The sequence below is a fragment of the Streptomyces sp. NPDC001381 genome (assembly GCF_042895685.1).
Taxonomy (GTDB): domain Bacteria; phylum Actinomycetota; class Actinomycetes; order Streptomycetales; family Streptomycetaceae; genus Streptomyces.
In genome coordinates, this window is sequence record NZ_JBIAWO010000002.1 from 1 (window position 1) to 22,864 (window position 22,864).

17 protein-coding genes are annotated in these 22,864 nt (G+C 72.7%); 9 read left to right on the forward strand and 8 right to left on the reverse strand.

Annotation, left to right across the window (positions count from 1 at the left end):
* Window positions 1–150 precede the first annotated feature (150 nt).
* A complete protein-coding gene (locus tag ACFY2L_RS07100) occupies window positions 151–1,821 on the reverse strand; it encodes an FAD-dependent oxidoreductase (protein ID WP_390658824.1) in 1,671 nt (556 codons plus the stop codon).
* Window positions 1,822–2,032: 211 nt separating this feature from the next.
* Entirely contained in the window at window positions 2,033–3,883 is a 1,851-nt protein-coding gene (locus tag ACFY2L_RS07105) for a M1 family aminopeptidase (RefSeq protein WP_390821717.1), read from the reverse strand.
* A gap of 421 nt (window positions 3,884–4,304) precedes the next feature.
* On the opposite strand from ACFY2L_RS07105, the gene ACFY2L_RS07110 reads away from it, so the two are divergent.
* From ACFY2L_RS07110 to ACFY2L_RS07135, 6 genes are all read left to right on the forward strand, one after another.
* The gene (locus ACFY2L_RS07110; protein ID WP_390822388.1) at window positions 4,305–8,438 is read left to right on the forward strand and encodes a molybdopterin-dependent oxidoreductase; all 4,134 of its coding nucleotides are present in this window, start codon (window positions 4,305–4,307) and stop codon (window positions 8,436–8,438) included.
* 169 nt (window positions 8,439–8,607) lie between these two features.
* Window positions 8,608–12,522 (forward strand): glycoside hydrolase family 2 TIM barrel-domain containing protein, encoded by a 3,915-nt coding sequence (locus tag ACFY2L_RS07115; RefSeq protein WP_390821718.1) that lies wholly within the window; start codon window positions 8,608–8,610, stop codon window positions 12,520–12,522.
* Window positions 12,523–12,598: 76 nt separating this feature from the next.
* Window positions 12,599–14,011, forward strand: a complete 1,413-nt coding sequence (lpdA, locus tag ACFY2L_RS07120; protein ID WP_390658821.1) for a dihydrolipoyl dehydrogenase — start codon at window positions 12,599–12,601, stop codon at window positions 14,009–14,011.
* Window positions 14,012–14,210: 199 nt separating this feature from the next.
* A complete protein-coding gene (locus ACFY2L_RS07125; protein WP_390658820.1) occupies window positions 14,211–14,696 on the forward strand; it encodes a hypothetical protein in 486 nt (161 codons plus the stop codon).
* Between the two features lie 112 nt (window positions 14,697–14,808).
* Window positions 14,809–16,317: an AlkA N-terminal domain-containing protein gene (locus ACFY2L_RS07130; RefSeq protein ID WP_390658819.1), complete on the forward strand. Its 1,509-nt coding sequence runs from the start codon at window positions 14,809–14,811 to the stop codon at window positions 16,315–16,317.
* A gap of 9 nt (window positions 16,318–16,326) precedes the next feature.
* Window positions 16,327–16,809 carry a methylated-DNA--[protein]-cysteine S-methyltransferase gene (locus ACFY2L_RS07135; protein WP_390821719.1) on the forward strand — a complete coding sequence of 161 codons (483 nt, stop codon included), beginning with the start codon at window positions 16,327–16,329 and terminating at the stop codon, window positions 16,807–16,809.
* A gap of 4 nt (window positions 16,810–16,813) precedes the next feature.
* Here ACFY2L_RS07135 and ACFY2L_RS07140 read toward each other — a convergent pair whose 3' ends face one another.
* Window positions 16,814–17,560: a MerR family transcriptional regulator gene (locus ACFY2L_RS07140; protein WP_390821720.1), complete on the reverse strand. Its 747-nt coding sequence runs from the start codon at window positions 17,558–17,560 to the stop codon at window positions 16,814–16,816.
* A gap of 48 nt (window positions 17,561–17,608) precedes the next feature.
* Between ACFY2L_RS07140 and ACFY2L_RS07145 the strand changes: the two genes are divergently transcribed.
* Complete coding sequence (locus ACFY2L_RS07145) at window positions 17,609–18,094, forward strand: DUF6194 family protein (RefSeq protein ID WP_390658991.1); 486 nt, start codon at window positions 17,609–17,611, stop codon at window positions 18,092–18,094.
* A gap of 104 nt (window positions 18,095–18,198) precedes the next feature.
* Here the strand turns inward: ACFY2L_RS07145 and ACFY2L_RS07150 are convergent, their stop codons facing one another.
* Window positions 18,199–18,933 (reverse strand): NAD-dependent deacetylase, encoded by a 735-nt coding sequence (locus ACFY2L_RS07150; RefSeq protein ID WP_390821721.1) that lies wholly within the window; start codon window positions 18,931–18,933, stop codon window positions 18,199–18,201.
* Window positions 18,934–19,068: 135 nt separating this feature from the next.
* Window positions 19,069–19,455 (reverse strand): hypothetical protein, encoded by a 387-nt coding sequence (locus tag ACFY2L_RS07155; RefSeq protein ID WP_390821723.1) that lies wholly within the window; start codon window positions 19,453–19,455, stop codon window positions 19,069–19,071.
* A gap of 327 nt (window positions 19,456–19,782) precedes the next feature.
* On the opposite strand from ACFY2L_RS07155, the gene ACFY2L_RS07160 reads away from it, so the two are divergent.
* The gene (locus ACFY2L_RS07160; RefSeq protein ID WP_390821725.1) at window positions 19,783–19,983 is read left to right on the forward strand and encodes a type II toxin-antitoxin system VapB family antitoxin; all 201 of its coding nucleotides are present in this window, start codon (window positions 19,783–19,785) and stop codon (window positions 19,981–19,983) included.
* A gap of 15 nt (window positions 19,984–19,998) precedes the next feature.
* Here ACFY2L_RS07160 and ACFY2L_RS07165 read toward each other — a convergent pair whose 3' ends face one another.
* Together ACFY2L_RS07165 and ACFY2L_RS07170 are read right to left on the reverse strand one after the other, a co-directional pair.
* Complete coding sequence (locus ACFY2L_RS07165; protein ID WP_390821726.1) at window positions 19,999–20,499, reverse strand: NUDIX domain-containing protein; 501 nt, start codon at window positions 20,497–20,499, stop codon at window positions 19,999–20,001.
* Between the two features lie 77 nt (window positions 20,500–20,576).
* A complete protein-coding gene (locus ACFY2L_RS07170) occupies window positions 20,577–21,023 on the reverse strand; it encodes an anthrone oxygenase family protein (RefSeq protein ID WP_390821727.1) in 447 nt (148 codons plus the stop codon).
* 91 nt (window positions 21,024–21,114) lie between these two features.
* On the opposite strand from ACFY2L_RS07170, the gene ACFY2L_RS07175 reads away from it, so the two are divergent.
* The gene (locus tag ACFY2L_RS07175; protein ID WP_390658811.1) at window positions 21,115–21,744 is read left to right on the forward strand and encodes a TetR/AcrR family transcriptional regulator; all 630 of its coding nucleotides are present in this window, start codon (window positions 21,115–21,117) and stop codon (window positions 21,742–21,744) included.
* Here ACFY2L_RS07175 and ACFY2L_RS07180 read toward each other — a convergent pair.
* A complete protein-coding gene (locus ACFY2L_RS07180) occupies window positions 21,686–22,768 on the reverse strand; it encodes an ADP-ribosylglycohydrolase family protein (RefSeq protein WP_390658810.1) in 1,083 nt (360 codons plus the stop codon). The genes ACFY2L_RS07175 and ACFY2L_RS07180 overlap by 59 nt on opposite strands.
* Window positions 22,769–22,864: the final 96 nt, after the last annotated feature.

Sequence of the window (22,864 nt, forward strand, 5' to 3'; positions counted from 1 at the left end):
CAGCTGAGAGCCCCGGGCCCTCCCGTGACCCCCCGACGGGCCGCCGGGCCCCGCCCCCCCCGGGGGGCCCCCCGGGGGGGCCCCGCCCCGCCCACCCGGGGGGGCGGGCGCCCCCGGGGCCCGCCGCCCGACGTCGTTCGCGACGAGGCGTCAGGGCAGTGCGAGGACGCTGCCGATCACCTGACGCAGTGTCGACTGGGGGTCCGGGTCCGGTCCGGGGGAGCGCCAGGCGACGAATCCGTCCGGCCGGACGAGGACGGCACCTCCGGGGCCCACACCGTGGCTCTCGCGCCAGTCGGCGCCGTTCTCGGGTGTCAGGTCGGCGTCGGGCGCGGCCCCCACCCGGTACGGCGCCAGCGGGACGGACTCCCGGTCCGCGAGGCGGGCGGCGGCCTCGTGCCAGGCTCCCGGCTCATCGCCGGCACTGTCGTCGTCGGCGTCGCTGAGCAGCACCAGGGTCCGCTCGTACAGGTCGAGCGTGGAGATCCGCTCGCCGCGGTGCCGTACCCACAGGTGGGGTGCCCTGCTGCCCGGCTCCCCGGTCAGGGAGAGCCCCTCCGGGACGACCGGGGTCGCGGGGTCGGCGCCGACGACGGCGCCCCGTGGGTAGCGGTAGCCCAGGGCCACGTTGAGGATGCCGCGCTGCGGCCCGCCGCCGCCGGCGCCCGGCGGCGGTGCGAAGCCGGGGTGGCTGTGCTCGGCCGACCGGGCGGCCGCGCGGGCGCTGGTGGCCTCCGCCACCGGGCGGCGCTCGGCGTCGTAGGTGTCCAGCAGTCCGTCGCCCGCCCAGCCGCCGAGCACCGCCGCCAGCTTCCAGGCGAGGTTGTGGGCGTCCTGGATACCGGTGTTGGAGCCGAAGGCACCGGTGGGGGACATCTCGTGCGCCGAGTCGCCGGCCAGGAAGACCCGTCCCGACCGGTAGGCGCGGGTCACCCGCTGCGCGGCGTGCCAGGGCGCCTTTCCGGTGATCTCCACGTCCAGGTCGGCGACCCCGACCGCCCGGCGGATGTGGTCGACGCAGCGCTCGTCGGTGAAGTCCTCCATCGTCTCCCCGTGTTCGGGGTGCCAGGGGGCGTGGAAGACCCAGTGCTCGCGGTTGTCCACCGGCAGCAGCGCACCGTCGGCGCCCGGCTCGGTGAGGTAGCAGACGATGAAGCGGCGCTCGCCCACCACCTCGGCGAGCCCGCGGGAGCGGAACGTCATGCTGATGTTGTGGAACAGGTCGCCGGGGCCGCTCTGCCCGATGCCGAGCTGTTCCCGCACGGGGCTGCGCGGGCCGTCGGCGGCGACCAGGTAGTCCGCGCGGATGGAGGTGTGCTCGCCCGTCTCCCGGCTCTTGACCAGGGCGGTGACCCCGTCGGCGTCGGCCTCGAACGACATCAGTTCGGTGTTGAACCGCAGATCGCCGCCGAGCCGCGTGGCCTGGTCGAGCAGGACCGGCTCCAGGTCGTTCTGGCTGCACAGACACCAGGAGCTCGGGCTGAAGCGGGCCAGCCCGCCGCCCGGGTCGATGTCCCGGAACAGCCATTCGCCCGCGTCGCCCACCAGGGTGGGCGTCTGCAGGATGCCGTGGTTGTCGGCCAGCGTCGCCGCGGCCTCGTGGATGGCCGGTTCGGCCCCGGCCACCCGGAACAGCTCCATCGTGCGGACGTTGTTGCCGCGCCCGCGCGGGTGCAGGGAGGTGCCGGCGTGGCGCTCGACCAGGGTGTGCCGTACCCCCAGCCGGCCCAGGAACAGGGACGTCGACAGTCCCACCAGGGAACCGCCGACGATCAGGACCGGCACCTCGTGCGTCGTCCCGCCGGGTCGTCCGGCTGTCACGTTCGTCATTCCTTCATCACTCGCCTCCAGGCGTCATGTCCGCCGACTCGACCGGAATGGGGCCGCGATCTTCATGCATTGCCCCGCACGGCGGACACCGCCTCGGGCCGCTCCCGCTTCACCCGCTTGACCCATCCGATTCACCGTGCTGACGCCCTCACAGGTCACGGGTGACGCCGGCGGGCGCCACCCGTGACGGACCGGGGGCCGCTCAGCCCTCGATGCGGTGCGTGCTCCAGAACGACGTCAGGTCCGTGGTCGTGGCGGCCTGTGCGGCCGCCTTGAACTCGGCCGTGGTCGAGACGCCGTACCGGTGCGCGGTGGCGTAGCTCTTCAGCAGGCCGGCCATCGCGGTGTCGCCGATCAGCCGCCGCAGATCGTGCAGGGCGCACTTGCCGTAGCCGTAGACGACGGTGGAGTAGCGGGAGGAGTGGGTGTCCCAGTAGGCCATCGAATTGGTGATCTTCTCGGCCGAGGAGGCCCAGGAGACGCTGTTCCAGCAGTTGGTGCCGGTCTTGCCGAGGGCCAGGTCGGTGGCGTAGTCGGTGAACGACTCGTCCAGCCAGGGGCTGTTGTACTCGTCGTCGCCCACGATGCCGTACCACCACTGGTGGCCGATCTCGTGGGTGAGGGCCGTGGTGCTGACCAGGTCGAGGACGAACCCCGGGTACTCCATGCCGCCGAACCAGAACGAGTTGTCGATGACCGCGTCCAGCTCGCCGTAGGGGTAGGCGCCGAAGCGGGCGGCGTGGGCGTCGACGGCGGTCCTGGCGGTGCTGAGCATCGACGAGGCGTCGGAGGAGCTGATGCCGGAGACCGAGTACACGTTGACCGGGGTCCCGGCGGCCGACGTACCGGAGATCTTGCTGAACGGGCCGGCCGCCCAGGCGAAGTCACGGACCTGGGTGGCGGTGGCCGTGGTGACGGTGCGTCCGCTGGAGCCGGCGGTGTCGACCGAGGTGCCGGTGGCCGGGACCAGCAGGGTGGCCGGGTGGTCGAGGGTGACCCTGAAGTCGGCGGCCAGGGAGTAGAACGACTCGCCGTTGTTGGTGTACGGGTCCAGGTGCCAGCCCGCGCCGTCCTTCACCGCCAGCACCGGCAGCGCGTTGCCGATGAAGCTGAACGACCCGTCGTGGCCGAACCGGTCGGCGCCGCTGGGCACGGTGATCGTGAGGTCGAAGCCGATCGTGGTGCTCTGCCCCTGGGCCAGGGGCGTGGGCAGGCCGACCTGGAGGGCGGTGCAGCCGACGGAGAGGGCGCCCGCGGTGCCGCCGGTGACGTTGCCGACCGCGATCGGCATCGAGGAGCAGGTGCCGTGGTAATTGTCCCACAGCCGCAGGTACACCTCGCCGAGCGCGGTGGCGGAGGCGTTGGTGAACGTGACGCTCTCGTGCCCGGTCCAGACCGTGCCGGCGGTGTTGCTGCTGAGGCTCACGGTGTACGCCGGCGCGGCGGGCGTCCGGGTGGCGTCGGCGGGCGGAGTGGTGGAGCCGGACGTGTTCAGGGCGATGTCGTCCAGGACGAAGCTCGACTGGAGGCTGGAGTCCTCGGTGCCGGTGAAGGCGAGGGTGACGGTCTGGCCGGCGAACGCCGACACGTCGAACGACTTCTGGACGTACCCGGTGTTCTTGTCGAGGTTCGAGTACGTGGCGAGGGTCGTGGAGCCGATCTTGGCGGTGAGCTTGTCGTACGCGGTCGACGAGGTGGTCTCGGCGGTGTCGATGTGCAGCCAGAAGGTGAGGGTGGCGCCGGCGCAGCCGGAGGGGACGGTGACGCTCTGCGAGAGCGTGTCGGTGTGGGTGCCGCCGGTGCCGTCCAGCCAGGCGTAGTAGCCGCCGCCGTGCGGGGTCTGGCCGGTGCGGTTGGTGACCACGCCGGTCGACGACGCGGTCCAGGAGGTGGCGCCGCTCTCGAAGCCGCCGTTGGCGACCACCTGGGCGGGGGTGCAGGCGTCGGCCGCCGCGGGCGCGGCGGTCGCCGGGGTGGCTGGCAGGGAGAGGGCGGCCACCGCGGCGAGGGCGAGCGCGCTCGCGGCGAGGGCCTTGCGGGGGGTGGGTCTCACACGTGGCTCCTTTTGGGCGGCCGGGACCTCGGCATGGGGGTGTGCCGGAGGGAGAACGGTGTGCGACGGCTGCCGGAAGCGTGACAGATATGACGCGTCCATGCCACATCGGCAAGGCAAAGGAAACCCACAGGACACCGCGCGGCCGGGGGCGCCCGCGCACCGCACGGCCGCCGCGTCCCTCCCGCAGGGCTCCGCTCACACCCGCCCACCCCGCGCTGTGCGTCGGCCTTAACCCCCGGCGCCCCGTCCGGGAGACACCTGCGTAATGCACACTTCGTACCTTCGACAAGGCTCCCACCAGGGCCGATCGCAAGCAGGCGGCAGAACGAAAGGGGCGCCCGTGGCCGTGCCGGACCCGCGGACCGACAGCGCGTCGAAGGTGCGCACGGTCTGCTCGTACTGCGGTGTCGGCTGTGGCATGGTCCTCGACATCGGCCGTGGTCCGGACGGACGCCGTACGGTCCTGAAGGCCTCCGGGGACAAGGAGCACCCCGCCAACCTCGGCCGGCTCTGCACGAAGGGCGCGACCACCGCCGACCTGCTCGCCGCCCCCGGCCGCCTCACCACCGCCCTGGTGCGCCCGGACCGCGGCGAGGAGGCCGAGCCCGCCCCTGTGGACGCGGCGGTCGCCGAGACGGCACGCCGGCTGCGGGCGATCGTCGACGAGCACGGCCCCGACGCGGTCGCCCTCTACGTCTCCGGCCAGATGAGCCTGGAGGCGCAGTACCTGGCCAACAAACTCGTCAAGGGCTGTCTGCGCAGCAACCAGATCGAGTCCAACTCCCGGCTCTGCATGGCGAGCGCCGGCACCGGCTACAAGCTGTCCCTCGGCTCCGACGGTCCGCCCGGCTCCTACGACGACCTCGACAGGGCGGACGTCTTCCTCGTCGTCGGCTCCAACATGGCCGACTGCCACCCCATCCTCTTCCTGCGCATGATGGACCGGGTCAAGGCGGGCGCGAAACTGATCGTCGTCGACCCCCGGCGCACCGCCACCGCCGCCAAGGCCGACCTGTTCCTCCAGGTCAGGCCGGGTACGGACCTCGCCCTTCTGAACGGCCTGCTGCACCTGCTGCACGCGAACGGGCACACCGACCCCGACTTCGTCGCCGCGTACACCGAGGGCTGGGAGGCGATGCCCGACTTCCTCGCCGACTACCCGCCCGCCACCGTCGCCGAGCTCACCGGACTCGCCGAGGCCGACCTGCGCGAGGCCGCCCGGCTGATCGGCGAGGCGGGGGAGTGGACCAGCTGCTGGACCATGGGCCTCAACCAGTCCACGCACGGCACCTGGAACACCAACGCCCTGGTCAACCTGCACCTCGCCACCGGAAAGATCTGCCGCCCGGGCAGCGGCCCCTTCTCCCTCACCGGCCAGCCCAACGCCATGGGCGGCCGGGAGATGGGCTACATGGGACCCGGCCTGCCCGGCCAGCGGTCCGTCCTCGTGGACGCCGACCGCGCCTTCACCGAGGAGGTGTGGGGCCTCGAACCCGGCACGATCCGGGCGGACGGCGTCGGCAAGGGCACCGTCGAGATGTTCCGGAGGATGGCCGACGGCGAGATCAAGGCCTGCTGGATCATCTGCACCAACCCCGTCGCCTCCGTCGCCAACCGCAGGACCGTCATCGAGGGTCTGGAGGCCGCCGAGTTCGTCGTCGCGCAGGACGTCTTCGCCGACACCGAGACCAACGCCTACGCCGACGTCGTCCTGCCCGCCGCCCTGTGGACCGAGACCGAGGGCGTCCTCGTCAACAGCGAGCGCAACCTCACCCTCGCCCGGCCCGCCGCCGACCCGCCCGGCGAGGCCACCGCCGACTGGCGCCTGATCGCCGCCGTCGCCCGCGCGATGGGGTACGAGGAGGCCTTCTCCTACGACAGCGCGGAGGAGATCTTCGAGGAGATCAAGCGCTTCCACAACCCGCAGACCGGCTACGACCTGCGCGGAGTGACCTACGACCGGCTGCGCGCCGCGCCCGTCCAGTGGCCCGCCGCCACCGCCGACGGACCCCGCCGCAACCCCGTGCGCTACGTGAACCCCGACGGCACCCTCACCTTCGCCACCCCCTCCGGCCGGGCCGTCTTCCACGCCCGCCCGCACCTGGCGCCCGCCGAGATGCCGGACGACGACTACCCGTTCGTCCTGAACACCGGCCGTCTGCAGCACCAGTGGCACACCCTCACCAAGACCGCCCGGGTCGCCAAGCTCAACAAGCTGAACCCCGGCCCGTTCGTGGAGGTGCACCCCGAGGACGCGGCCGCGCTCGGCCTCGCCGACGGTGACTCCGTCGAGGTCGCCTCACGGCGCGGGCGGGCCGTGCTGCCCGCGGTCGTCACGGACCGGGTGCTGCCGGGGTCCTGCTTCGCGCCGTTCCACTGGAACGACCTGTTCGGCGAGTACCTCAGCGTCAACGCGGTGACCAGCGACGCCGTCGACCCGCTGTCCTTCCAGCCGGAGCTGAAGGTGTGCGCGGTGTCCCTGACGAAGGTGTCGACCCCGGTGACCGTGCAGGTCCCGGTCGCCGGGGCACCGGCCGGACCCGCCCCGGTGATCGTCCCGACCGCCGTCCAGCCCTCCGCCTTCGCCTCCGCCGCCACCGCTTCCGCCGCCGCCGTCTTCGGACTGGACCCCGCGCCGCCGCCGGTCCTGACCGAACGCGAACGCCAGTACCTGGTCGGCTTCCTCGCGGGCATCCCGGCCGGCGCCCCCGGCGTCCCCGTGCTGCCGCCGGACGCCCCCTTCAGCCCCGAACACGCCCTGTGGGTCAACGGCACCCTCGCCGGCATGTACTCCCGCACCGCCGCCGCGCCCGCGCACGGGCCCCGTGAGGCCCCCGGCCGCCGGGTGGTCATCCTGTGGGCCTCGCAGACCGGCAACGCCGAGGAGTTCGCCGCCACCACCGCCGAGCGCCTCACCGCGGGCGGCCACGCCGCCTCCCTCGTCGCCATGGAGGACGCCGACCCCGCCGCCCTGCCCGCCGGCGCCGACCTGCTGCTGATCACCAGCACCTTCGGCGACGGCGACGCCCCCGACAACGGGGCCGGCTTCTGGGACGGCCTCGCCGCCCTCGACACCGGGCGCCTGGAAGGCCGCCGCTACGCCGTCCTCGCCTTCGGGGACTCCGCCTACGACGACTTCTGCGGGCACGGCCGGCGTCTGGACCACCGTATGGACGAACTGGGCGCGGTACGACTGGCCCCGCGCACCGACTGCGAACCCGACTACGAGCCGCAGGCCGAGGCCTGGCTGGACCAGGTGCTCACCGCGCTGAAGGACGCCACGCAACGCACGGAAGCCGAGGCCGCCTCACCCGCGGACACCCCGTCCGGGCCGTCCGCCGTCACGGACGCCGGGGGCGCCGCACCCGGCGGGACCGGCGGGACCGGCCGGGCCGCGCCGGCCGCCGCACCGGCACCGGCCCGCCCCAAGCGTCCCGTGCCGGTCACCGCCCGCCTCACCGGGAACCGGCTGCTGAGCCTGCCCGGTTCCGGGAAGGAGGTGCGCCGCTTCACCTTCGACACCCGCGACAGCGAGACCCCGCTGGTCTACGAGGCGGGCGACGCCCTCGGTGTGCGGCCCCTCAACTCCCCGGCGCTGGTGGAGGAATGGCTGGCGGTCACCGGCCTCGACGCGGGGACGGCCGTGCACGTCAACGGCGTCGGCGAGGTCGCCCTGGGCGAGGCCCTGCTGCGCCACCTCGACATCACCCGCATCAGCCCGGCCCTGCTGCGCTTCACCGCCGAGCGCACCCGCGACCCGCGGGAGCTGCGCAAGCTGCTGCGCCCGGACAACAAGGGCGAACTCGCCAAGTGGTCCTGGGGCCGGCAGGCCGTCGACGTGGCCGCCGAGTTCGGGATCCGGGCCGGCGCCCAGGAGTGGGCCGAGGCGCTCGGCCGGCTGCAGCCGCGCCTGTACTCGATATCCTCCAGCCCGCTGACCGACCCCCGTCTCGTCTCGCTCACCGTCTCCGTGGTGCGCTACGAGAACCTGGCCGGCCGCCCCCGTCAGGGTGTCTGCTCGCCGTTCCTCGCCGACGCCGGACCCGGTGCCGAGGTCCCCGTCCACGTCCAGCGCTCCCCGCACTTCCGCCCGCCCGCCGACCCGGCCACCCCGATGGTGATGGTCGGCCCCGGCACGGGCGTCGCGCCCTTCGTCGGGTTCCTGGAGGAACGCCGGGCCCGCGGCCACCGGGCGCCCAACTGGCTGTTCTTCGGCGAGCAGCGCCGGGCGACGGACTTCTACTACGAGGAGGAACTGACCGCCCTGCTCGCCGACGGCAGCCTGGCCCGGCTGGACACCGCCTTCTCCCGTGACCAGCGCGCCAAGGTGTACGTGCAGGACCGGATGCGTGAACACGGCTCCCACCTGTGGTCCTGGCTCCAGGACGGCGCCCACTTCTACGTCTGCGGCGACGCCTCCCGCATGGCCAAGGACGTCGACCAGGCCCTGCGCGACGTCGCCGTCGTCCACGGCGGGCTGTCCGAGGCGGAGGCCGCGGCGTACGTCAAACAGCTCGCCTCGGACAAGCGGTACGTGCGGGACGTGTACTGACGGAAGCGGCGGACGGGCCCGGCGGCGAGCCAAGTGGCGTTGCGCCGAAGAGAGTTGCATTCTGGCCATCACGGCGCGCCCCTGTTCGTTTTTTCAACACTATCCGACAAGATCTGACGCACCCTCCGTCCGTGCAGCCGCACGGTCCTCCCCGAGGAAGGTCGTGGTCATGTCGCACCCGCACGTGTCGCCCATGGACCGGCCGGACCGCCCCGAGCGGGTGGTCGTCAGCCGCCGCCGTCTGCTCGAGGGATCGGCCGCCGTCCTCGGCGCCCTCGCCCTGTCCGCCCCGGCCGGCGCCCACCCGGCCGCCGCCGCGGGCGCCATCGCGGACGCCCCCGAGTGGAACGGCCGCATCGACGTCTTCCGGGTCGGCACCGAGGACCCGCACACCACCCTCATGCCGTACGCCGACCTCGCCCAGGCCCTCGCCGCCGACCGCACCCGCTCCCCGTACCGGCTCAGCCTCGACGGCACCTGGAGATTCGCCCACGCCGACCGCCCCGACGACCGCGACCCCGACTTCCACCGCACCGACCTCGACGACAGCGACTGGGACACCATCCCGGTCCCCTCCGCCTGGCAGCTGCACGGCTACGACCGCCCGCTCTACGTCAACATCACCTACCCCTGGTGGGGCCCCAACGGCCACGGCGAGGACGCGCAGCCACCGGCCGCCCCCACCCGCTACAACCCCGTGGGGCAGTACCGCCGCACCTTCACGCTCCCACGCGGCTGGGCGGGACGGCGCACCTTCCTGCACTTCGAGGGCGTCAAGTCCGCCCACTACGTCTGGATCAACGGCGAGCTGGTCGGCTACCACGAGGACTCCTACACCCCCGCCGAGTACGACATCACCGCCCACCTCAGGCCGGGCACCAACCGGATCGCCGTGGAGGTCTACCGCTACTCCGACGGCGACTGGCTGGAGGACCAGGACATGATCCGGCTGAGCGGCATCTTCCGCTCGGTCTACCTCTACTCCACCCCGGCCGTGCACCTGCGCGACTTCCGGCTGGACACCCCGCTGAGCGACGACTGCGAGGCGGCCGGCCTGTCCGTGACCGCCAGCGTGCGCGACTACGGCGGCAAGGGCGCCGGACGGTACTCCGTGGAGACCCAGCTGTACGACGCGGGCGGGCACCCGGTCTGGTCCCGGCCGCTGCGGCAGGCCGTCGAACTCGACGCCGGCGAGGAGAGCACCGTACAGGCCACGAAGGCCGTGCCCGCGCCGCGCCTGTGGTCGGCCGAGCATCCCTACCTCTACACCGCCGTGCTCCGGCTGCGCGACCCGGCCGGCCGGGTGACCGAGACCCTGTCGCACCGCGTCGGCCTGCGCGAGTTCGCCCTCAAGGACGGGCTGATGCGCATCAACGGCCGGCCGGTCTCCTTCCGGGGCACCAACCGCCACGAGATGCACCCGGCCCGCGGCTCGGCCCTCACCCGCGCGGACCTCGTCGAGGACATCCGCCTCATCAAACGACTCAACATCAACTCCGTCCGCACCTCGCACTATCCCAACAACCCCCAGTGGCTCGAACTCGCCGACGAGTACGGCCTCTACCTCGTCGACGAGACCAACCTCGAGACCCACGGCATCCGCGGCGAGTACCCCGGCGACCACGCCGACTGGACCCGGGCGTGCGTGGCCCGCGCCCAGAACATGGTCCACCGCGACAAGAACCACGCCTCGGTCGTCATCTGGTCCCTCGGCAACGAGGCGGGCGGCGGCAGCACCTTCACCGCCATGCACGACTGGATCCGCTCCTACGACACCACCCGCGTCATCCAGTACGAGGGCGACGACCGCCCCGGCATCAGCGACATCCGCTCCGAGATGTACGACAGCCCCGCCCGCGTCGAGGCACGGGCGAAGGACACCGCCGACACCCGGCCGTACGTGATGATCGAGTACTCCCACGCGATGGGGAACTCCAACGGCAACTTCAAGAAGTACTGGGACCTGATCCGCCGCCACGACGTCCTGCAGGGCGGCTGGATCTGGGACTTCGTCGACCAGGCCCTCACCTGGCCGGCCCCCTCCCGCAAGCTGCTCACCGAGTCCGGGCCCGCCGCCCTGAGCGGCGAGATCATCAACCCCAGCGGCACCTTCAGCCGCGACAAGGGCCTCTCCGGCGGCACGGTCTTCGCCCGCGACCCGCGCCTCGACCTCACCGGCTCCCTCACCCTGGAAGCCTGGATCACCCCGCACGTGACCGGCTACCACCAGCCCGTCCTCGCCAAGGGCGACACCCAGTACGCCCTCAAGCAGACCAACCGGACCCTGGAGTTCTTCATCCACGGCGGCGGCCAGTGGGTCACCGCGAGCTGGGCGCTCCCCGACGACTGGACCGGCGGCGAGCACCATGTCGCGGGCGTCTTCGACGCCGAGGCCGGCACCCTCACGCTCCACGTCGACGGGGTGGTCCGGGCCACCCGGGCCACCACCGTGCGCCCCGCCGTCAACACCGCGCCCCTGTCCCTGGCCACCGACGTCGACAACCCGACCCGGGAGTTCAGCGGCACCGTCCGCCGGGCACGCGTCTACGCCCGCGCCCTGAGCGCCGCCGAACTGGCCTCCGCGAGCCGCGGGCCCGGCGACGACGGAGTACGGTTCTGGTTCGACGCCGCCACCGCCGGCCTCACCGAGAAACGCCCCCGCGAGAAGTCCTTCCTCGCCTACGGCGGCGACTGGGGCGACAACCCCAACGACGGCGCCTTCTCCGGGGACGGCATCGTCACCGCCGACCGCGGGCTCACCGGCAAGTCCGCCGAGGTCAAACGCGTCTACCAGGCCATCGGCGCCGCGCCCGCCGCCGGCGCCCTGCTCACTCCCCGAGCCGCGGTCACCCTCACCAACGAGTACCTCTTCACCAACCTCCGCGCGTTCGACGGACGGTGGGAACTCGTCGCCGACGGCAAGGCCGTGCAGCGCGGCAGGCTCAGCCGTGACCAACTGGACGTGCCGCCGCTGACCGCCAAGGACATCACCGTGCCCTTCACCCCGCCCGGTGACCCGGCACCGGGCGCGGAGTACTTCCTGCGGCTCTCGTTCACCACCAGGGAGCGCACGAAGTGGGCCGAAGCCGGCTTCGAGGTGGCCCGGCAGCAGATCCCCGTCGACGCCGGCAGCCCCGCCGTCACCCCCGTGTCCCTCGCGGGCGTCCCCCCGCTCACCCACCGGGACGGCGGCACGTCGGTCACCGTCACCGGCCGGGACTTCTCCGTCACCGTCGACAAGAAGACCGGCGTCATCACCTCGTACCGGGCCCACGGCGTCCAGCTGATCACCTCCGGGCCGGCCCCCAACTTCTGGCGCGCCCCCACCGACAACGACCGCGGCAACGGCCAGCACACCCGCAACCAGACCTGGCGCGACGCCGGCGCCAACCGCAGGGTGACCGGCGTCGGCGTGCGGGCGCTGGGCGACCGGGCCGTCGAGATCAAGGTCGCCGGCACCCTGCCCACGACCACCGAGTCCACGTACACCACCACCTACACCGTCTTCGGGAACGGCGAGATCAAGGTCGACAACACCCTCCACCCGGGCGCCTCGAACCTGCCGTACATCCCGGAGGTGGGCACCCTGCTGATCCTGCCCTCGCGCCTGGAGCACCTGCACTACTACGGCCGCGGGCCCGAGGAGAACCACTGGGACCGCAACAACGCCACCGACGTCGGCCTCCACTCCGGCACCGTCACCGGGCAGTGGACCTCCTACCTGCGGCCGCAGGAGAACGGCAACAAGACCGACGTCCGCTGGATCGCCCTCACCGACCGCGACGGCGTGGGACTGCTCGCCTCCGGCGAACCGCTGCTGGAGGTCAACGCCTCGCACTTCACCCCCGAGGACCTCTCCGTCGGAGCCCGTCACGACTACCAGCTCACCCCGCGCAAGGAGGTCGTCCTGCGCCTGAACCACCGGCAGATGGGCGTCGGCGGCGACAACAGCTGGGGCGCGCACACCCACGACGAGTACAAGCTGTTCGCCGACCGCGACTACTCCTACACCTACCGGCTGCGCCCGCTGACCGGCGTGGACGAGGCCATGGCGGCCTCACGCAGGCCCACGGCCACGGAGTAGCGAGGCACGAGCGGTGAGCCGTGGGTACCGTTTCCCGACGGAACAGGAAACGGTACCTACGGAAGAGGAACCTCCCATGACCGAGCATGACGACCGCTTCGACGTCGTGGTCCTCGGCGCCGGTCCCGGCGGCTATGTCGCCGCGGTCCGCGCCGCCCAGCTGGGCAAACGCGTCGCCGTCGTCGAGGAGAAGTACTGGGGCGGCGTCTGCCTGAACGTGGGCTGCATCCCCACCAAGGCCCTCCTGCGCAACGCCGAACTCGCGCACATCTTCACCCGCGAGGCGAAGACCTTCGGCATCAAGGTCGACGGACAGGTCTCCTTCGACTACGGCGAGGCCTACCGCCGCAGCCGCAAGGTCGCCGACGGCCGGGTCAAGGGCGTCCACTACCTGATGAAGAAGAACAAGATCACCGAATTCGACGGCCGCGGCACCTTCCTCGACCCGCACACCCTCCAGGTCACCGGCTACGACGGCGAGACCCGCACCCTCGGCTTCGACCACGGCATCATCGCCACCGGCGCCACCCCCAAACTGCTCCCGGGCACCCGCCGCACCTCCCGCGTGGTCACCTACGAGGAGCAGATCCTCGCCGAGGACCTTCCGCAGTCCGTGATCATCGCGGGGGCGGGCGCCATCGGCATCGAGTTCGCCTACGTCCTGCACCACTACGGGGTGAAGGTCACCGTCGTCGAGTTCCTGGACCGCGTCGCCCCGCTCGAGGACGCCGAGGTCTCCGCCGAACTCGCCCGCCAGTACCGCAAGCTGGGCATCGACGTCCTCACCTCGACCCGCGTGGACGCCATCGACGAGTCCGGACCGCGGGTCCGCGTCACCGTCACCGGCAAGGACGGCGCTCAGCAGGTCCTGGAGTCCGACAAGGTCCTCCAGGCGATCGGCTTCGCCCCGAACGTCACCGGCTACGGCCTGGAGAACACCGGGGTCACGGTCACCGACCGCGGCGCCATCGACGTCGACGGCCGCTGCCGCACCTCCGTCCCGCACCTCTACGCCATCGGCGATGTCACCGCGAAGCTGATGCTCGCGCACACCGCCGAGGCGATGGGCGTGGTCGCCGCCGAGACCCTCGCCGGTGCGGAGACCATGGAACTCGACTACGCGATGATCCCCCGCGCCACCTACTGCCAGCCGCAGATCGCCAGCTTCGGCTACACCGAGGCCCAGGCCCGCGACCTCGGGTACGACGTCAGGGTCGCCAAGTTCCCCTTCTCCGCCAACGGCAAGTCGCACGGCCTCGGCGACACCACCGGCTTCGTGAAGCTCATCAGCGACGCCAAGTACGGCGAGCTGATCGGCGGCCATCTGATCGGCCCCGACGTCACCGAACTCCTGCCGGAGCTCACCCTGGCCCAGCAGTGGGACCTCACCGTGCACGAGGTCGCCCGGAACGTCCACGCCCATCCGACCCTGGGCGAGGCCGTCAAGGAGGCCGTGCACGGTCTGGCCGGCCACATGATCAACATGTGAGTCCGGCCCGGCCACCCCACCCGGCCCGGCCGTCCGGCGGGTCCCGCTCCCGGCGGGGCCGTTCACCCGTACGGCCCCGCCACGCTCGCCGCCGCCGTGCGCCCGGGATGTCCTGACACCGGCAGCAGGACCCGAGCGACGGACGAGGGATGCCCCACCGTACTGGACGGCGGGGCACCCCTCCGGAAGGGACGCCCCCATGACCGCCCACCCCCCTCCCGACGGTCCGAGCGGTCACCCGCGGGGCGAGATCGGCACCGCCTGGTCCGCGCCCCGCGGCGGCCCGCGGCCGTCCGCACCGGCTCCGTCCGACAGCTTCGCCCGCGGCGGCGTCACCTTCGCGGGCGTCCTGCTGCTGTGCGGCGGCGTCCTGTCCGTCCTGCAGGGCGTCGCCGCCCTCGCCGAGGACGACGGGTACGCCCGCGTCGGCTCCTACGCCTACGAGCTCAGCCTCACCGGCTGGGGCTGGATCCACCTCGTCCTCGGCATCCTCGCGGCCGGCACCGGCGCGGGTCTGCTCCGGAACCTGGCCTGGGCCCGCGTACCGGGCATGCTCCTGGCCGGGCTCGGTCTCCTCACCCAGTTCCTGTTCCTCCCGTACCGACCGCTCTGGTCGGTGACCGTGATGGCGATCGACATCTTCGTGATCCAGGCGCTGGCGTCCCGCCGGGCGAAGGCGGGCTGAGGCCCCGGGCGCGCGTCCGCCCGGCCCGGTGAACCGCGGTGGTGCAGGACAGGCGAGGTCGATGTCGGATTCTCGCCAGCGCCGGGGGCGGCCGGTGGCCGATGCTGGACGCATGCAGAACGGGATGTACACCGACCGGGAACGCTGTGTGCGCGCCGTGCAGTCGAAGGACGCGCGGTTCGACGGCTGGTTCTTCACGGCGGTCCTGACCACGGGCATCTACTGCCGGCCGAGCTGCCCGGCCGTGCCGCCCAAGCCGGAGAACATGGTCTTCCACCCGAGCGCGGCCGCCTGCCAGCAGGCCGGGTTCCGTGCCTGCAAGCGCTGCCGGCCGGACACCAGCCCGGGCTCCCCGGAGTGGAACCAGCGTGCCGACCTGGTCGCCCGCGCCATGCGGCTGATCGCCGACGGCGTCGTCGACCGGGACGGCGTGCCCGGCCTCGCCGCCCGCCTCGGCTACAGCACCCGCCAGGTCGAGCGGCAGCTCCTCGCCGAACTGGGCGCGGGCCCGCTGGCCCTGGCCCGCGCCCAGCGCGCGCAGACCGCCCGGCTGCTCGTCGAGACGACCGCCCTCCCCATGGCGGACATCGCGTTCGCCGCGGGATTCACCTCCGTCCGCACCTTCAACGACACCGTGCGCGAGGTCTTCGCGCTCTCCCCGAGCGACCTCCGCGTCCGCGTCCGGAGGGCGGACGGGCCCGCCGCACCGGCCGATCCGGCCGCACCGGTCACCGGCTGCACGCTCCAGCTGCGGCTGCCGTTCCGGGCCCCGCTCAACCCCGACAACCTCTTCGGACATCTCGCCGCGACCGGCGTCCCCGGCGTGGAGGAATGGCGCGACGGAGCGTTCCGGCGCACCCTGCGTCTTCCGTACGGGCACGGAGTCGTCGCGCTCACCCCGCGCCCCGACCACATCGGCTGCCGCCTCACCCTCAGCGACCTGCGGGACCTCACCGTCGCCATCAGCCGCTGCCGTCGCATGCTCGACCTCGACGCCGACCCGGTGGCCGTCGACGACCAACTGCGCACGGACCCGCTGCTCGCGCCGCTGGTCGACAAGGCACCCGGCCGCCGTGTGCCCCGTACGGTCGACGAGGCGGAGTTCGCCGTACGCGCCGTGCTGGGCCAGCAGGTGTCCACGGCGGCCGCCCGCACCCACGCCGCCCGGCTGGTCACCGCGCACGGCGAACCGGTCGACGACCCGGAAGGCGGCCTCACCCACCTCTTCCCCACCCCCGAGGCGCTGGCCGCCGTCGACCCCGAGTCCCTGGCGATGCCGCGCACCCGCCGCACCACCCTCACCACGCTGGTGCGTCAACTGGCCGACGGAACACTTCACTTGGGACCCGAGAGCGACTGGCCGCAGACCCGGGCCCAGCTCCTCGCCCTCCCCGGCTTCGGCCCCTGGACCGCCGACGTCATCGCCATGCGCGCCCTCGGCGACCCCGACGCCTTCCTCCCCACCGACCTGGGCATCCGCCGCGCCGCCCAGGAGCTGGGCCTGCCGTCCACCCCGGCGGCCCTCACGGCCCGCGCGACGGCCTGGCGCCCCTGGCGGGCGTACGCGGTCCAGTACCTGTGGGCGACCGACAGCCACCCGATCAACTTCCTGCCCGTGTGAGGACGTTCCATGAGGAACCACACCGTCATCGACAGCCCCTACGGCCCCCTCACGCTCGTCGCCGACGACGGCGTGCTGAGCGGCCTCTACATGACCGGGCAGCGCCACCGCCCGCCCGAGGAGAACTTCGGCCCGCGCGACGACGCTCCCTTCGGCGAGCCGGAAGAACAGCTGAAGGCCTACTTCGCGGGCGAGTTGAAGGAGTTCACCCTGCGACTGCGCCTGAAGGGAACCGACTTCCAGCGCGCGGTCTGGGACCAGCTCCGCAGGATCCCGTACGGCGAGACCCGCTCCTACGGCGAACTCGCCGAGGCCCTGGGCAACCCGGGCGCGTCCCGCGCGGTCGGCCTCGCCAACGGCAAGAACCCCATCGGCATCATCGTCCCCTGTCACCGGGTGGTCGGCGCCGACGGCGGACTCACCGGCTACGGCGGCGGCCTGGACCGCAAGCAGCGCCTGCTGGCTTTCGAAAGCGGGGCGGCCCTGTTCTAGCCGCTCAACTCCCTTCCCCGGCCGTCGACTCCACGACCGCCGCCAGGTCGGCGCCCGCCCGGAGCAGCTCCACGGACCGGGCGGCGATCCGGTCGAGGCGCCGCTGCAGGACCTGCCGGGTCTCCTCCAGCCCCTCGGTCCGCCGCAGGGAGCCCATGATGTCCCGCACCGCCGGTATGCCGTACCCGGCACCGCGCAGGGCCACGACGATCCGGGCCGCCCCGATGGCCGCGAGACCGTAGCGGCGCGCCCGCAGCGACGTCACCCGCTCGGGCGTCACGAGCCCTTCCTGCTCCCAGAACCGCAGGGTCGAGGGGCGGACGCCGAGGGCCGCCGCGAGCTCGGTGATCGTCATCGCGTCCCGCTCGTGCCCGGACGCGCGGGCCGGTGCCTCCGCCAGGATCGCGCGGAGCGCCTCCTGCGCGCGTCGCACCTCGTCCGTCTCCCGCGCGAGCCGGACGTGGACCGCGTTGATCGCCGTGGCGGCCTCCACGAGCGTCCGCGACCGCAGCTCCGCGAGCAACTGCCGGGCCAGGACGGGCCCCGCGGCGGCCGCGAGCCCCCGGTAGGCGCGCAGCGCGTGCACGTGCGCCGGCGTGTAACAGCGGTAGCCGTTGGCCGACCGAGCGGCCGGGGGAATGACACCCAGCCGCTCCAGGTCCCGCACCTGCTGCACCGAGTAGCCCGTCTCCCGGGCCACGTCCACCGTGCGGATCGGCCCCCGCCGCAAGCCGCCCACCTGTCCGTCCACCGGCCCAACCCCACAGCAGCACTTGAAGGTCATGCTTGAACCATGAGTATGGACCAGATCATCACGACCGTCCGCTCCTTCCCCGGCGCGCTCGTGGTCGTCCCGGCCCCGGGAGGCGAATTCCCCGAACTCGTCTGGGGGGACGCGTTCTTCTACTACGCCCCCGACGGGCGGATGCCCCGCACCGTCCAGCCCTACGGAACGATCGTCACCAAGAACCACCCCGGCGACACCGCGTCCGACCTCGACCCCCCGGGCCGCTGGCGCGTGAACGTCCACGTCGGCCGCCCGGCCTTCCGCCGGCTCACCGGAGAGGAGCCCCGCGCCCTGACCCGCCCCCGCGACCACGCGGCCGCCGACACGGTGACGCCCCACCCGGTGTACGGCCCCCTCGGCTGGATCTCCGTCGTCAACCCCGCCGAACACACCCTCGACCTGGTCACCCGACTCCTCCACGACGCCCACGTCCACGCCCGCACCCGCTTCGACCGCCGGACCCGCGGCGGGGGAGGAACGGTCGCGGAACGACCCTGAAGCGCACCATGCCGGAACCACCGGACGGCCCCGACCGCTCACATCGGCCGGCGACGGAGCAGCGGCCCTCGACTCCGAGGGCCGCTACGCCGGGATCATGTTTCTCAGGTGCTTTCGTTCTGCAGGCCGCGGAGGAGCTGAGGCAGGGCGGTGCCGATGGGCTCGCGGATGACGTCGTCGGCGAGGTCGTCGTACGGGGTCGGTTCGGCGTTGACGATGATCAGGCGGGCCCCGTGATCGGCGGCGACGCCGGCGAGGCCCGCGGCGGGCTGTACCTGGAGGCTGGTGCCGACGGCGATGAACACGGTGCACGCCTTGGTGATGGCGAGCGCGTCGCCGAGGACGACCGGGTCGAGCCGTTCGCCGAACATGACGGTGGCCGGCTTGAGGATGCCGCCGCACTCCAGGCAGGGCGGATCCTCTTCGCCGGCAGCCAGGCGGGCAAGGGCGTCGTCCATCGGACCGCGGGCATGACACTTCGTGCAGACGACGCTGCGTGCGGTGCCGTGCAGCTCCAGTACCTTGCGGCCGGGCACGCCGGCGAGTTGATGGAGCCCGTCCACGTTCTGGGTGATCACCCGCACCGCGATCCCGGACTTCTCCAGCTCGGCGACAGCCAGGTGCGCGGCGTTCGGCTCGGCCTCCAGCGCCTGGTTCTTGCGCCGCATCTGCCACGAGCGCCGCCGGATCTCCGGGTCGCCCATGTAGTACTCGTAGGTGACGAGCTTCTCGGCCTCCGGATCCCGCCGCCACAGCCCGTTCGGACCGCGATAGTCAGGGATCCCGGAATCGGTGGAGATGCCCGCACCGCTGAGGATGGCGAGGAGTGGCCTGTTCATGCTGGTGAGAGTAGGACGCCCGCCTGCTCGGGGCGAACGGATATCCGGCGGACCGCGCCAGGAGATGCCCGCAGACGAACCTGGGTCGTCGCGCCGTTCGTCTACGGCCGCCGATCGCAGCGAACGGCTGCCCGCCTACCGGGTCGGCATGCCTCCGTGCGGGCTGTCGACCACCAAGGGCAGCGATCCCTCGGCGAGATGGCAGTGCCCCGGAAAGTGGTCGACGTGGAGGTGACCGCCGTCGTCGGCAGTGGCCATGTCCCGCAGGTTCTCCGCGAGTACCGCCCTGCCCGCGGTGTCACCGCCGATCACAAGGACCTGTCTCTCGGCGTCGCGGTGGATGAGGACGCCCGGGCCGGAAGTACCTCTGACCTCGACGCCCCTCAGGGCGTCGCTGCCAGGCGAAAGGGCGGAGCCGAGCAGCCCCTCACCCTGGGCCACCGCGCTCGCCAACTCCGTCAGCTCTTCCGCCGAGGCGGAGAGAATCACTTCGCCGTACCCGGGATCGGAGACCAGTCTCATGGGCGTCACTCCTCCAACGTCGGACACCCATGATGCCTGCCGGTCAAGATCGCCGGCCACGTCTCAGGGGCAGCGGTCAGGGTCGAACGGGGCACCGCACAGCGGAGCAACTCGCTTGAGGCGTAGCTGGCGAGCCGGCGCCTGCCAGACGCCGGTCTCCTTGCGCAGCCGGGCCGCGCAGGCACCATGGTCCTCTCCGGCTCGGGCCGCGGGGTCGTGGACTGCAGCCATTTCGAGGTGGAGTAGCGCGAAGTCGTCCGCCCGGACGCGAGGTTGCTTCTGGAGATGCTCTGCTCCGGGGAGACCAACCGGTGTTACCGTCCCCCCATGGCCAAGGTCACTGTCTCCCTCGACGCCGAACTCGTCGTCGAGGTCATGGTCCTCTCCGGCGTCGGCAGCCCCCAGGACGCCGTCGAGCTCGTCGTCCGGGACTACATCGAGCGCGGCCACCGGACCGAGGCCCGGGTCGCCGTACGCGACGAGGCGCTGCGCGAGGTGGACGGCAAGCCCCGGGACCCCGAGGGCTGACGACGGGCGGCGGGGTCAGCCGGCCCGGTGCCCGTTCTCCAGCTCGACCGGCCCCGAGCCGTCCGCCAGCGCGTCCAGCGCGGCCAGGACCCGCCGGCCCAGCGCGCCCAGCAGATGGTCGGCGAGCCGCTCGCGCGGGACCAGCCGCCAGGACAGCAGCTCCTCCTCCTGCAGCCGGATCGCCTTGAGGTCGTCCTCGTCGAGTACGCCGCCGTCGTAGACGTACGCCACCAGCGGCGGCCGGCCCGGCCCGGTCACCCAGTCCACCGCGAGCAGCCGCCCGAGCGAGCGGTCGAGGCCGATCTCCTCGAGCGTCTCGCGGCGCGCGCCCTGGCGCGGGGACTCGTTCCGGTCGGACTCGATGGTGCCGCCCGGCAGCGCCCAGCCGTCGCGGTAGTTGGGCTCGACGAGCAGGACCCGGCCCTCCGCGTCCCGGAAGAGCGCGGCGGCCCCGGCCAGGACACGGGGCAGGGAGGCGATGTAGGCGGCGAAGTCGGACGCGCTGGAAGTAGTCACCCCGGCAGGGTATCCAGCCTGGTCCGGCCGTCCCCGCCAAGTTCATCCGTACGTAGGACGGTACGCCTCGGCCGGTCTCAGGCGAGGGCGGCGACCAGCAGGGTGAAGGCGGCGACGATGACGGCCACGCGCACGTAGTGGAAGCGGTCCCAGCGGTTCATCTGCTCCTTCCAGTCCTCGGGCCGGTTCTCGACGGTCCACGTCTTGCCCCGGTCGTTGATCGGGACGAGCAGCAGGAGCGACATGACCACGCTGAGGATCAGCAGCGCGCCGGCGACGACGACGAGGCCGGCGCCGTCGTGGTGCCGTCCGGCGACGGCCCAGACCGCGCTCAGGACGAGCGAGCCGATGTACCAGAACGGCATCACCGCGCCGAGCATCCGGCCCCCGTGGCTCCGGCCGCGTTGGCTGCTGTCGTCGGGGAGGGCTTTGAGGATCGGGTTGATGACGAAGGCGACGGAGAACTCCACCCCCACCATCACGCCGACGACCACGACGGTGACGATCTCCAGTGCGACGAGCATGATGACCCCTCCTGTGATCTAGCGTTGCTAGAAGTTGGGGCAACGCTAGCGCTGCTGCCGCTCGATTGTCTAGCGATGCTAGGATCGGCGTATGTCGGTACAGGAACGCAAGGAGCGCGAACGGGCGGTCCGCGAGCGCCTCATCGTGGCGACGGCCCGCGAACTCGCCGAGCAACAGGGCTGGGACGCGGTCACCACCCGCCGGCTCGCCGAGCGCATCGAATACAGCCAGCCCGTCCTCTACAGCCACTTCCGCGGCAAGCGCGAGATCATCGGCGCCGTCGCCCTCGAGGGCGCCGCCGAGATGGCCGTGGCGCTGCGGGCCGCGGCCTCCACCGCCGACGGCCCCCGCGCCCGGGTCACCGCCCTCGCCCGCGCCTACCTCTCGTTCGCCGAGCGCAACCCGGCGGTCTACGACGCCATGTTCCAGCTCGACGGCGGCCTGGCGTTCGCGCGGGAGGACACCCCGGAGCCGCTGAAGGACGCCTTCGCCGCCCTGCTGGAGACGCTCACCGAGGTCGCCGGGGACGGCGTCCACCCGGCACTGTTCACCGAGACGTTCTGGGCGGCCCTGCACGGACTGGCCACCCTGACCCGCGCGGGACGGCAGCCGCCGGAGGACACCGAGCGGAGGGTGGAACTGCTGGTGGACCGGCTCGCCGTCATCCGCCCTGGTACTCCGGCCCCGCCAGCCGCACCGTCCGCTCCGCCAGCTCGCTGATCCGCACCCCGTCGAAACCGAACACCGCGCTGCGCACGGTGTCCTCGAGCGGCTCCTTCCAGCGGGCCGGGATCGCCCGCGCCCCGTTCAGGACACCGGCCACCGAACCGGCCGTGGCCCCGTTGGAGTCCGTGTCCAGGCCGCCGCGCACGGTGAGGGCGACGGTGCGGGTGAAGTCGCCGTCGCCGTACAGCAGCCCGGCGGTGAGGACGGCGGCGTTGGGGACCGTGTGGATCCAGCCGAGGCCGGCGGTCTCCCCGGCCAGCGTGGTGAGCGTGTCCTCCCAGGCCAGCCCCGCGTCGTGGAGGGCGGCGACCCGGCGCACGGTCCGCGCGAGGCGGCTGCTCGCCGGGACGACGGCCAGCGCCTCGTCGAGCGCCCGGCGCACCGTCGGCGCGGTGAACGCCGCCGAGATCAGCGCCGCCGCCCACATGGCGCCGTAGACGCCGTTGCCGGTGTGCGAGAGGACGGCGTCCCGGCGGGCCAGGGCGGCGGCCCGGCGCGGGGCACCGGGAGAGGTCCAGCCGTGCACGTCGGCGCGGATGAGGGCGCCGATCCACTCCTGGTACGGGTTGTCGTACGTCGCCGTCAGGGGCGGTTTCAGACCGTTGGCGAGGTTGCGGTAGGCGGCGCGCTCCGCGGTGAACGTCTGCAGGTACGGCAGCCGCAGCAGCCACAGGTCCCCGACCTGCTCGGTGGTGAAGGCGAAGCCGTGGGTCTCCAGGAGGTGCAGCCCGAGGATCGCGTAGTCGACGTCGTCGTCGCGGCAGCTGCCGTGGATGCGGCCCCGCACGCACGCCGGCCACTCCGGGCGCAGCCGCAGGCGGTCCTCCTCGGTGGGCGGCTCGGGCAGATAGTCGGTCAGCGGCAGGGCGCCGGTGCGCCGCAGGTAGCCGTCGATGCGCTCGCGGGTCCACACCTCGCCCTGCTCGACCGGCTTGCCGAGCATGTTGCCCGCGATCCGGCCCAGCCAGCCGCCGAGCACGCGGTCGGCGAGGTCCGGGTCGGTGCCCACAGGGGTCATGGCTCCGGTCTACCCGATTCCGGGGGCTCTCGCGCGGGTTCCGGTGACTCCCACAGCCGCCGCTCAGGGTTGTTCCAGGGTGCGGGCATCGCATGA

Bases quoted from the DNA above. Each gene is read 5' to 3' on its own strand.
- ACFY2L_RS07135 (WP_390821719.1), top strand. From the start codon at position 16,327: ATGAGGAACCACACCGTCATCGACAGCCCCTACGGCCCCCTCACGCTC.
- ACFY2L_RS07150 (WP_390821721.1), bottom strand. From the start codon at position 18,933: ATGAACAGGCCACTCCTCGCCATCCTCAGCGGTGCGGGCATCTCCACC.
- ACFY2L_RS07125 (WP_390658820.1), top strand. From the start codon at position 14,211: ATGACCGCCCACCCCCCTCCCGACGGTCCGAGCGGTCACCCGCGGGGC.
- ACFY2L_RS07170 (WP_390821727.1), bottom strand. From the start codon at position 21,023: ATGCTCGTCGCACTGGAGATCGTCACCGTCGTGGTCGTCGGCGTGATG.
- ACFY2L_RS07130 (WP_390658819.1), top strand. From the start codon at position 14,809: ATGCAGAACGGGATGTACACCGACCGGGAACGCTGTGTGCGCGCCGTG.
- ACFY2L_RS07180 (WP_390658810.1), bottom strand. From the start codon at position 22,768: ATGACCCCTGTGGGCACCGACCCGGACCTCGCCGACCGCGTGCTCGGC.
- ACFY2L_RS07155 (WP_390821723.1), bottom strand. From the start codon at position 19,455: ATGAGACTGGTCTCCGATCCCGGGTACGGCGAAGTGATTCTCTCCGCC.
- ACFY2L_RS07175 (WP_390658811.1), top strand. From the start codon at position 21,115: ATGTCGGTACAGGAACGCAAGGAGCGCGAACGGGCGGTCCGCGAGCGC.
- ACFY2L_RS07145 (WP_390658991.1), top strand. From the start codon at position 17,609: ATGGACCAGATCATCACGACCGTCCGCTCCTTCCCCGGCGCGCTCGTG.
- ACFY2L_RS07160 (WP_390821725.1), top strand. From the start codon at position 19,783: ATGGCCAAGGTCACTGTCTCCCTCGACGCCGAACTCGTCGTCGAGGTC.
- lpdA (WP_390658821.1), top strand. From the start codon at position 12,599: ATGACCGAGCATGACGACCGCTTCGACGTCGTGGTCCTCGGCGCCGGT.
- ACFY2L_RS07115 (WP_390821718.1), top strand. From the start codon at position 8,608: ATGTCGCACCCGCACGTGTCGCCCATGGACCGGCCGGACCGCCCCGAG.
- ACFY2L_RS07110 (WP_390822388.1), top strand. From the start codon at position 4,305: ATGGTCCTCGACATCGGCCGTGGTCCGGACGGACGCCGTACGGTCCTG.